10 protein-coding genes are annotated in these 8,563 nt (G+C 67.8%); 6 read left to right on the top strand and 4 right to left on the bottom strand.

Annotated elements, in window-relative coordinates; translation table 11 throughout:
* Positions 1–90 precede the first annotated feature (90 nt).
* The 3 genes from ABT288_RS40640 to ABT288_RS40630 all read right to left on the bottom strand — a co-directional run bounded on the left by ABT288_RS40640 (position 91) and on the right by ABT288_RS40630 (position 2,641).
* Positions 91–615: a transposase gene (locus tag ABT288_RS40640; RefSeq protein ID WP_351619234.1), complete on the bottom strand. Its 525-nt coding sequence runs from the start codon at positions 613–615 to the stop codon at positions 91–93.
* Positions 612–1,094, bottom strand: coding sequence for a helix-turn-helix domain-containing protein (locus ABT288_RS40635; RefSeq protein ID WP_351619231.1), 483 nt, complete (start codon positions 1,092–1,094; stop codon positions 612–614). The genes ABT288_RS40640 and ABT288_RS40635 overlap by 4 nt, the downstream gene beginning before the upstream one ends.
* A 266-nt stretch (positions 1,095–1,360) precedes the next feature.
* Positions 1,361–2,641: an IS701 family transposase gene (locus ABT288_RS40630; protein ID WP_351619228.1), complete on the bottom strand. Its 1,281-nt coding sequence runs from the start codon at positions 2,639–2,641 to the stop codon at positions 1,361–1,363.
* A 58-nt stretch (positions 2,642–2,699) separates the two neighbouring features.
* Here ABT288_RS40630 and ABT288_RS40625 point away from each other — a divergent pair, with 58 nt between their 5' ends.
* The 5 genes from ABT288_RS40625 to ABT288_RS40605 all read left to right on the top strand — a co-directional run bounded on the left by ABT288_RS40625 (position 2,700) and on the right by ABT288_RS40605 (position 6,411).
* Positions 2,700–3,458: an SGNH/GDSL hydrolase family protein gene (locus ABT288_RS40625; protein WP_351619225.1), complete on the top strand. Its 759-nt coding sequence runs from the start codon at positions 2,700–2,702 to the stop codon at positions 3,456–3,458.
* 248 nt (positions 3,459–3,706) lie between these two features.
* Positions 3,707–3,910, top strand: a complete 204-nt coding sequence (locus ABT288_RS40620; protein ID WP_030342329.1) for a cold-shock protein — start codon at positions 3,707–3,709, stop codon at positions 3,908–3,910.
* A gap of 178 nt (positions 3,911–4,088) precedes the next feature.
* Positions 4,089–5,579, top strand: coding sequence for a DEAD/DEAH box helicase (locus ABT288_RS40615; RefSeq protein WP_351619223.1), 1,491 nt, complete (start codon positions 4,089–4,091; stop codon positions 5,577–5,579).
* A gap of 198 nt (positions 5,580–5,777) precedes the next feature.
* Complete coding sequence (locus ABT288_RS40610) at positions 5,778–6,029, top strand: CBS domain-containing protein (protein ID WP_351619220.1); 252 nt, start codon at positions 5,778–5,780, stop codon at positions 6,027–6,029.
* Positions 6,030–6,090: 61 nt separating this feature from the next.
* The gene (locus ABT288_RS40605) at positions 6,091–6,411 is read left to right on the top strand and encodes an SCO5918 family protein (protein WP_351619218.1); all 321 of its coding nucleotides are present in this window, start codon (positions 6,091–6,093) and stop codon (positions 6,409–6,411) included.
* Positions 6,412–6,536: 125 nt separating this feature from the next.
* On the opposite strand, the gene ABT288_RS40600 is transcribed toward ABT288_RS40605, so the two are convergent.
* On the bottom strand, positions 6,537–6,911 hold the full coding sequence (locus ABT288_RS40600; protein WP_031172494.1) for a GvpU-like protein: 375 nt from the start codon (positions 6,909–6,911) through the stop codon (positions 6,537–6,539).
* Between the two features lie 638 nt (positions 6,912–7,549).
* On the opposite strand from ABT288_RS40600, the gene ABT288_RS40595 reads away from it, so the two are divergent.
* Positions 7,550–7,900: a MerR family transcriptional regulator gene (locus ABT288_RS40595; protein WP_351619215.1), complete on the top strand. Its 351-nt coding sequence runs from the start codon at positions 7,550–7,552 to the stop codon at positions 7,898–7,900.
* Positions 7,901–8,563 lie beyond the last annotated feature (663 nt).

Below are 8,563 nucleotides of genomic sequence, written 5' to 3'. Positions count from 1 at the left end.
GAACTACCTCGACCAGCGCGAGATCCCTCGCCTGAAGTCCTGGCGAACCCTGGGCAGTTGACTCCGCCGACACCAAGATCCCCGACAGAGTCAAGCTAGTGCTGGATTCCTCAAAGGGTGTACACAAATCGGCGCCGTAATCGCCGGGTTGTCCGTTGCCAGGGCAGTGGCGTATGCGATGTCCTCGCTGTTGGCGAATGACCGGCCGGCGAGGGCGGCTTTGCGGAAGATGCGCCACCAGCCCTCTTGCAGGTTGAGCCAGCACGCTCCGACGGGGATGAAGGCGTGGTGGATGCGGGGGTGGTCCTCGAGCCAGGTCCTCGTGGACACGCTGTTGTGACTGGACAGGTTGTCGGTGACGATCCAGATCTCCCCGTCCGGGTTGGCGTCCTCGAGCAGATGCAGGAACTGCTGGTAGAAGGTGCTGTTGCGGGAGGGTGCGGTCATCGTGATTGCCTGGCCGTCGGAGGGCCGCAGACCTCCGTAGACCCAGGTCTTCTCCGGCGCGCGGCTGTAGTCGAGTTCCGCTTTGATCCGGTGCCCGCCCGGTGACCATGCGGGTGCAGGCGGGAAGGTCCGCGGGATCACCGGCCCCAGCTCGTCGGCGCAGATCACCGTCGCACCCTCGGGCGGATGGGTATAGAGACCGATGATCCGCGTCCTTTTGGGGCGAAGTCCGGGTCCTTCGATCGCGTCCAGGACCGGGTGCGGCGCCAGCGCACACCCTCGGCCAGCAGGATGCGGCGGACCTGTGAGCGACCCACCTCGATTCCTTCGGCCCGCGCTGCTGCGGCCAGGGAATCCAGGGTCCACTCGGGTGGCCCCGACTCGTCGAAGGCCCACAGCTCCCCGACGGGCTCCCACCTCAGGCGCCCTGGCGGAACGGTCTTGACCAGGGAGATGATCCTCGAGCGTTCCTCCTCGGTGATCCGCCGCTTGCGGCCCTGCCCACCCAGATCCTCCAGTCCTTGCAGGCCCGAGCGGTTGAAGCGGTGCATCCAGCACCGGACCGTTTTCTGGCTGCAGCCCAGCTCCACCGCGATCGCCGGCACCCGTAGCCCCGACCAGCTCAGCTCGATCATCCGCGCCCGCATCACTGCATCGCGTGGAGCCTTCCGCGCCCGCGACAACCGGCGAACGACCGTGCATTCGTCCTCATCGCGCCCCGGCCGTGCCCGTAACACCATCACCCAGCACCCGCCCCCGAGCACCTTCAACTACCCCGCCACCAGGACATATACCCAATGAAACGGGAATCCAGCACTAGTAGGACTCCGTTAGGTCTGTCTCGATCTTGGTGTCGTATATGTCCTGCTGGGCAGGGGCTGGTGACAGGTGGTGCAGATGCCGGTCCAGCACCTCAAGATGTCCTGGAGAGCGTCGAGGATCTGGTAGAGGGTGAGTCCGGTCCGGGGACTTTTGGGGCCAGTCGCTGTTCGGTGAGGAAGGCATGGGCGGCGGTCACGAGGGTGACGTGGTGGTGCCAGCCCGGCCAGGACCGGCCTTCGAAGTGGTCCAGGCCCAGGCCGTGCTTGAGCTCGCGGTAGTCGTGCTCAATGCGCCAGCGGACCTTGGCCAGACGGACCAGGTCGCGGATCGCCGTGTCGGCCGGCAGGTTGGACAGCCAGTAGTCGGTGGGAGCCTCGGCTTCTTCGGGCCACTCAACCAGCAGCCAGCAGTCCGGCAGGACCCCGTCCCACCAGCCCTGCTCGGCGGAGGCAGCGGCACGGATCGGACGCTCGACGGCCTTGCCCGCAGGACGGATACGCACGGCGGCGAAGCGGGACCGTAACTCTCCTCGCGAGCCGTTGCGCCAGGCGACGGTGGTGAACGCCTCCTGCGCGAGACCGGCGGCCAGGGCCGCCACCGACGGGGCGGGATGGCGATAGCGAGGCTGTGGCCAGCATCCGATGGGCCCGTTGCGGGTCGGGGCAACGGGCTGTTCCTGGAAGGGGTGGGCGGTCACGTCCGCGCGGACGGCCAGAACGTAGTCGATGCCGCGGTCTGCCAGGCCGGCCCGCAGGTGTGCGTTGGTGCCGTAGGCCGCGTCGGCCACGACGACCGGCGGCCTCATGCCCCAGCCGGCCAGCGTGTCGAGCATGTCCAGAGCCAGCCGCCACTTCTCGCGGTGCGTGACCTCGGGCGGGACGCGGGTGACGGCCCTGCGGTCGGTGTCGAACGCCCACTCCTTCGGCAGGAACAGCCGCCATTGCAGCGGGCAGGACGCGATGTCGGTGGCAGCGTGGACGCTGACCGCGACCTGGCAGTTGGCACGCTTGCCCAAGGCCCCGCAGTACTGCGGGGCCACCGCGACCGACATCCGGCCGTCCTTGGGTACCGACACGTCGTCGATCACCCAGGCCGTCGGGGTGATGAGCGGCAGCATCCGTTCGCAGATCCGCCGCTGCACCGGCACCGGGTCCCAGGTGGACTGGTTCACGAACTGCTGCAGGTTCTGTTCGTCGCCGTCCGGCAGCCGCGAGGCCATGGCCTGGATCGACTTGCGGCGGCCGTCCAGCATCAGTCCCCGCAGGTAGCAGTCGCCCTTGGCTCGCTGGTCCTTGCGCGGCACCGAGGCGAACACATCAGCGACGTATAACGCCAACAGTGCCCGGACACGGTTCACTTCGTGTGCGTCCACACATCCAACATGCCCAGGAACAGCCCGAACCGGAAGACCTAACGGAGTCCTACTAGGCGTGTTCCACTTTACCGGCACGCCGCAGGTCGAGCTGTCGAGCGCGACCGCCGACGGAAGGGCCGACGCGGACACCGCCTGGGGTGCCGTCGCCTTCCAGCCCCTCGCGTCCAAGCCGGCGAACTTGGTCGTGGTCATGGCGGACTCCTACTCGTCGGGTGAAGGAGCCACCGCCCCCGGTGGCGCCGATCTGTACCCGGAGACCGACCACCACGACAAGCTCAACGACGCCCAGACCGACAAGTGCCACCGCTCCAAGCTGGCATGGTCGCGGCAGGCGACGCTTCCCGGCTATGGCAAGTCGATAGGATCCATGGCCGACAGCTTCGATCCGGAGATGGACTACCACTTCGTCACCTGCTCCGGGGCACGCACCTATAACGTCCTGGACAAGCAGCAGGGCTCCGGCGAGGTACCTCAGATCCAGGCCGGCTACCTCGACGACAACACCACCCTGGTGACGCTGTCGATCGGCGGCAACGACGCCCGCTTCTCCGACATCGTGGCGAAGTGTTCAAACTCAACGACCCGAGCGCGTTCATGGTCCTCTACGTCTCCGACGAACTGCGCCGCCACGGCTGGCAGGTACCCGCCTACACCATGCCACCTCACGCCGAGGACATCGCCGTACTGCGCATCGTCGTCCGCGAGGGCTTCGGACGCGATCTCGCAGGCCGTTGTGCCATTCGCTGACGACGGTGGCAGCGGCACATGCCCCGTCGAGGGAGGTCACAGGGCTGTGGGCGGAAGTGCACGGTAGGAAAGCCGCACCTACGGAGAGCGATATCTGTGCTCGTGAAATGAGATATAGGTGCGGGGTACGGCGAGTATTCCTCGACCGCCCGGCGGAGCGGAATTGTCCACCGCGCAAGGCCGATCGCACCGTGCTACTGTCGAGCTCAGTTGCAGGTGTGGTTGCCAGAAGGTTTTTCCGACGGCTGATCATCACGGCGACACGGAATGCGCACAGTGCGTATTCCTGTACACCGCCTCCGAAGGAGAAACAACATGGCTACTGGCACTGTGAAGTGGTTCAACGCGGAAAAGGGCTTCGGCTTCATCGAGCAGGACGGCGGCGGCCCCGACGTCTTCGCCCACTACTCGAACATCGCCGCCCAGGGTTTCCGCGAGCTGCTGGAAGGCCAGAAGGTGTCGTTCGACATCGCGCAGGGCCAGAAGGGCCCGACGGCCGAGAACATCGTTCCCGCCTGACGCACCGGCACGGACGCATACTTCGCAGCTGGGGCCCGCACCTTGGGGTGCGGGCCCCAGCTCGCTTTATTCCCAGGGCGATTCGGCCCTGTCTTTTTCGGCCCGTTCTCGCGATTCTGCGCCGCTCATTCTGCTGCGGAAATTCCTTGATACGTGCCCACATCGAGGAAGGTTCCGCATGAACCGCACACGTACCACTCGCGCACGCACCAATCGCACATACGACCGCTTCGGAGGAAGCGCCGCTGCGGGCCGCTCCGGCGTTCCGCACCGCTCCAGTGGTTACGGAAACCGAGAGCCCGCGGGGGGCGATTTCGCGCTGCCGAAGACGGTCGGGCCCGCGTTGCCCGCTGTCGAGTCGTTCGCCGATCTCGCCATGCCGGCGCCGTTGCTGGCCACGCTCGGCCATGAAGGCGTGACCGTACCGTTCCCGATCCAGGCGGCGACCCTGCCGAACTCCCTGGCCGGCCGTGACGTACTCGGTCGCGGCCGCACCGGCTCGGGCAAGACCCTCGCCTTCGGCCTCGCAGTACTGGCCCGTACGGCGGGCCGGCGTGCCGAGCCGCGTCGGCCGCTGGCCCTGATTCTCGTCCCCACCCGTGAGCTGGCCCAGCAGGTCACCGACGCGCTCGCTCCCTATGCCCGCTCCGTGAGCCTGCGGCTCGCCACCGTCGTCGGCGGAATGTCCATCGGCAGGCAGGCCGGTGCGCTGCGGGCCGGCGCGGAGGTGGTCGTCGCGACGCCCGGTCGGCTCAAGGACCTCATCGACCGGGGCGAGTGCCGACTCGCCGACGTCGACGTCACGGTGCTCGACGAGGCCGACCAGATGACCGACATGGGCTTCATGCCCCAGGTCACCGTCCTGCTCGACCAAGTGCGCCCCGAGGGCCAGCGGATGTTGTTCTCGGCTACCCTGGACCGCAACGTCGACCTGCTGGTCCGCGGCTACCTGACCGACCCGGTGGTGCACTCCGCCGACCCGTCGGCCGGTGCCGTCACCACGATGGAACACCACGTACTCCATGTGCACGACGCGGACAAGCACCGTACGACCACCGAGATCGCGGCCCGGGACGGCCGGGTCATCATGTTCCTGGACACCAAGCACGCTGTGGACCGGCTGACGAAGCACCTGCTGAAAAGCGGTGTCCGCGCCGCGGCCCTGCACGGTGGCCGGTCCCAGCCGCAGCGCACCCGGACCCTGGCGCGGTTCAAGGACGGTCACGTCACCGTCCTGGTGGCCACCAACGTCGCGGCCCGCGGCATCCACGTCGACAGCCTCGACCTGGTCGTCAACGTGGATCCGCCCAGCGACCACAAGGACTATCTGCACCGTGGCGGCCGTACGGCCCGCGCCGGGGAGTCCGGCAGCGTCGTCACCCTGGTGACCCCCGGCCAACGCCGCGGCATGACCCGGCTGATGGCCTCGGCCGGCATCAGCCCGCGCGTCACCCCGGTCCGCTCGGGCGAGGCGGAGCTGAGCCGCATCACAGGCGCCCAAGCGCCCTCCGGGGTCCCAGTGGTCATCACCGCGCCTGTCGTGGAACGCACCCGCCGCGCGTCTTCGCCGTCCAGGGACCGCCGGGGCGGCACCGGCCAGGGGCGACCCGCCGGTGCGGGGGTGCGTCGCAGGGCACAGCGGCGGCCCGGCAACGACTCGGCTGCTTAGGCCGGCGCAGTTCCCGGGGCCCCGTTGGCCTCGCGGAAGCCGCCGTGGTCTCCCGGGGCCGAAGGCCGCCAAGCCGACCAGCCCTTACCGAAGGAGACACCCTTGACGCCAGCGCGGACGCAGTACCGCAGGCCGGACCCCACCCATGTGTCCGTGGTGAACGACAGCGAAGGGCACGGGCCTCGGGTATGTGACGACATGACCGTTGAGGTGGCTCTGGCCGTCATGGCGAGTGCCCGGGTCGAGTACCTGACCGTGTGCGACGGGGACGACGAGAGCACAGGCTTGGTCACCCGGCTCCGGCTCGCCGTTCTCCGCGACAGTTCCACGTACACGGACCGGATCCGTCTGCAGGACGTCCTCGACGTACCACTGCCCTCACCCGGCGGCCGCTCGGGCGACGTCGGTGAGTACGGCCGGGTTCCGGGCGTACCCGCCCTCGCATGCTGATCCGTCTCGCCCCGGGCGGCCCGTTCTCCTTCTCCCCGCGACTTCTCCCCTGTGAGGCATCATGCGCTGTGTCATCGCCCGGTACCCGTTCGACCTGACCAGAACCGGGGTGCTGGCCTCGATGAAGGGCGTCAGGCCCGAGCTCGTCACGGGGGCGTCCGTGACCATCGGCCGCCGCCGCTACCCCGTCAAGCAGGTGGGCCAGGTCATCACGCGACAGGACCCCCGTGACTTCACCGCCAGCGAGGTCGTGCGGGCCATGACGCGTCTCGGCTTCACCTGCCACGACCGCCCCGAGGGCGCGCCCGTGGGCGAGGGTGGACCCACTCTCCTCCAAACCGCGTCCGCACTGCTCGGCGGCACCGGCCCCGTGGCCGTGTAAGGACGGGCGGGAGACCGCCCTCAGGATCCCGGTGGGGTCCTGCCGACGCGCGTCGGCAGGGCCCCACCGCTGTGTCGCCGTCCGCTCGGAAAGCGCCGGCCGGGCAACGGGGCGGAGGCAGCGTCTCACCGGTCGAAGTGGATGAGATCTCCTACGGTCCATGCGCTGACATCCTTGATCGCGACTCGGTACATGCCGCCCGTCTCCGGGATGCCGAGGCTGCCCTGCAGGATCCGAGCGAGATGAAAGTGCAGATGCGTGGGCGCCTCGCCGCGACCGGGCCGGTTCCCTCGCGGACCGCGCGCAAAGACGTCCGAGAACGGGCCGAGACGGTCCGAGTCCTTCAGGACCTCCGCCACCCGCTCCCTCCACACGGCCTCCGGAGCCAGCCGGCCGGTGATGACGGCGCCACCGACGACCACGGTCAGCGACATCTGATTGCTTCGCTCGGACTCCACCGCGGCGGAGATGGCGACAAGCAGCTCATCAGGGTTCGACATGACAGCACAGCTTATTCGGCCCACCTGTATCAGGAACCGCCCGTGGGCTGAAGCAGTTGCGCGCTCGGCAGGAGGCAGCTTCCGCCAACCGGTGAGGCCCGATCGCGGCAGGCTTCTTCCTTCACCAGAAGGGTGAAATCTACTGTTGCATGAGTAGATTTTCATTCCTGACATGGGTATGCTTCCTCTCGTAGACACGGTCGACGAGACCCGCCAGACACGAACTGGCGGGTGGCTGAATACGAAGTACGCAGGTCAGTGCGGCTCTCGAGCCTCGAAGCCAGAGTGTTCCCAGAACGGTGACGGGACTGAGAGCCGCACTGGGCGGCTCGCACGTCGAGGAGCTGCCAACAGCAGTACCGGTTCACTCAGTGGTTGGTTCAGAGAGGAACAGAGGAGCAGACGCCATCAGGATCGCCCGGCCCGAGAAGCGTTCGGCCCGGGTACCGCAAGACCCCGGAAATGGATGGTGGTCCCCGGTCAAGCAGCTGCGATCCCCCCGCACCCCCCTCTGCCGAGCCGGGTAGCGGAAACAGAAGGTCGGCACAGTAGTGGGCCGGCGGATGGTGTTCAATTTCCTTCGGGGCCCTGGTGCCGTACGCACCAGGGCCCCTCGACGCGTTGCACAACGAGGTGACATGACATCGGACAACCCCCTGAATGATCGTCTGGACGACGACGACTACCCGGCGTACACGATGGGCCGGGCAGCCGAGATGCTCGGCGCCACCCCGGCCTTCCTCCGAGCCATCGGTGAGGCTCGTCTGATCACGCCGCTCCGCTCGGAGGGAGGACATCGCCGGTACTCCCGCTACCAACTGCGGATCGCCGCGCGCGCCCGAGAGCTCGTCGACAAGGGGACTCCGATCGAGGCCGCGTGCCGCATCGTCATCCTCGAGGACCAGCTCGAGGAAGCGCAGCGCATCAACGCCGAGTACCGTCGTGCCGCCAGCGAATCGGCGGGCCACGCCGGCTCCGACTCCGCCTGAACACGCGGGCGCGTGCCGTATCCGGAACGCCGTCTTGCGGCCGGAGGAGAGCACAGCTCGGAAAGTCGCCGGTCCGCTGCTGCCGAACCGACGCCGCCCTCGCCTCCGGGAGGCGCACCCCGCCCGCTGTGCACTCGCCAAGGGTCCCCGGGCATGTCGACGGAGACAGCGGCGCCAAGCGCAGAGCCCGTTCGCCCAAGCGCTTCGGCCGGCGTCCTTCGACGCCGTGCCCACAGCGTGCCCATAAGAGCGGACAACCAGGGTCACCAGCGGTACCAACCGGCCCGTGCAACGGCGCAGGCGTATCCCATCCCCACAGGTCAGCCGCCATGCGGCCACCCAAGCGTCGTCGCTTCCCAAGCTGAGAGCGCGAGTTCGATTCTCGTCACCCGCTCCAGATTGAAACCCCAGGTCAGCGGCCTGGGGTTTGCTTGTTGTCTAGTCCAATTTGAGCGTGGCGTGCCCTCCGCGTGCCCTAAGTCGAGGCTGAGCGATCACTTCAGGGGCGCCTGGACGCCTCTCTGGCCACCCCTGCCCTGGTTCGTCTCAAATGGCGAGATGCATTTCGCGTGATCTGCGCCACAAGTTGTGCAAATGATGGTGAAGTCGCTTACTCAAAGGGCGACTTGCGGGCTGGCACGCAGGTGTCGACCATCCGGACTG

The sequence above is a fragment of the Streptomyces sp. NPDC001093 genome (assembly GCF_040298985.1).
Classification (GTDB): domain Bacteria; phylum Actinomycetota; class Actinomycetes; order Streptomycetales; family Streptomycetaceae; genus Streptomyces.
This window is presented reverse-complemented; position numbering and strand designations above follow the sequence as displayed.

Excerpts from the sequence above, each read along its gene's own strand:
- ABT288_RS40620 (WP_030342329.1), top strand. The coding sequence starts at position 3,707 with ATGGCTACTGGCACTGTGAAGTGGTTCAACGCGGAAAAGGGCTTCGGC.
- ABT288_RS40635 (WP_351619231.1), bottom strand. The coding sequence starts at position 1,094 with ATGCGGGCGCGGATGATCGAGCTGAGCTGGTCGGGGCTACGGGTGCCG.
- ABT288_RS40595 (WP_351619215.1), top strand. The coding sequence starts at position 7,550 with ATGACATCGGACAACCCCCTGAATGATCGTCTGGACGACGACGACTAC.
- ABT288_RS40610 (WP_351619220.1), top strand. The coding sequence starts at position 5,778 with ATGACCGTTGAGGTGGCTCTGGCCGTCATGGCGAGTGCCCGGGTCGAG.
- ABT288_RS40605 (WP_351619218.1), top strand. The coding sequence starts at position 6,091 with ATGCGCTGTGTCATCGCCCGGTACCCGTTCGACCTGACCAGAACCGGG.
- ABT288_RS40600 (WP_031172494.1), bottom strand. The coding sequence starts at position 6,911 with ATGTCGAACCCTGATGAGCTGCTTGTCGCCATCTCCGCCGCGGTGGAG.
- ABT288_RS40615 (WP_351619223.1), top strand. The coding sequence starts at position 4,089 with ATGAACCGCACACGTACCACTCGCGCACGCACCAATCGCACATACGAC.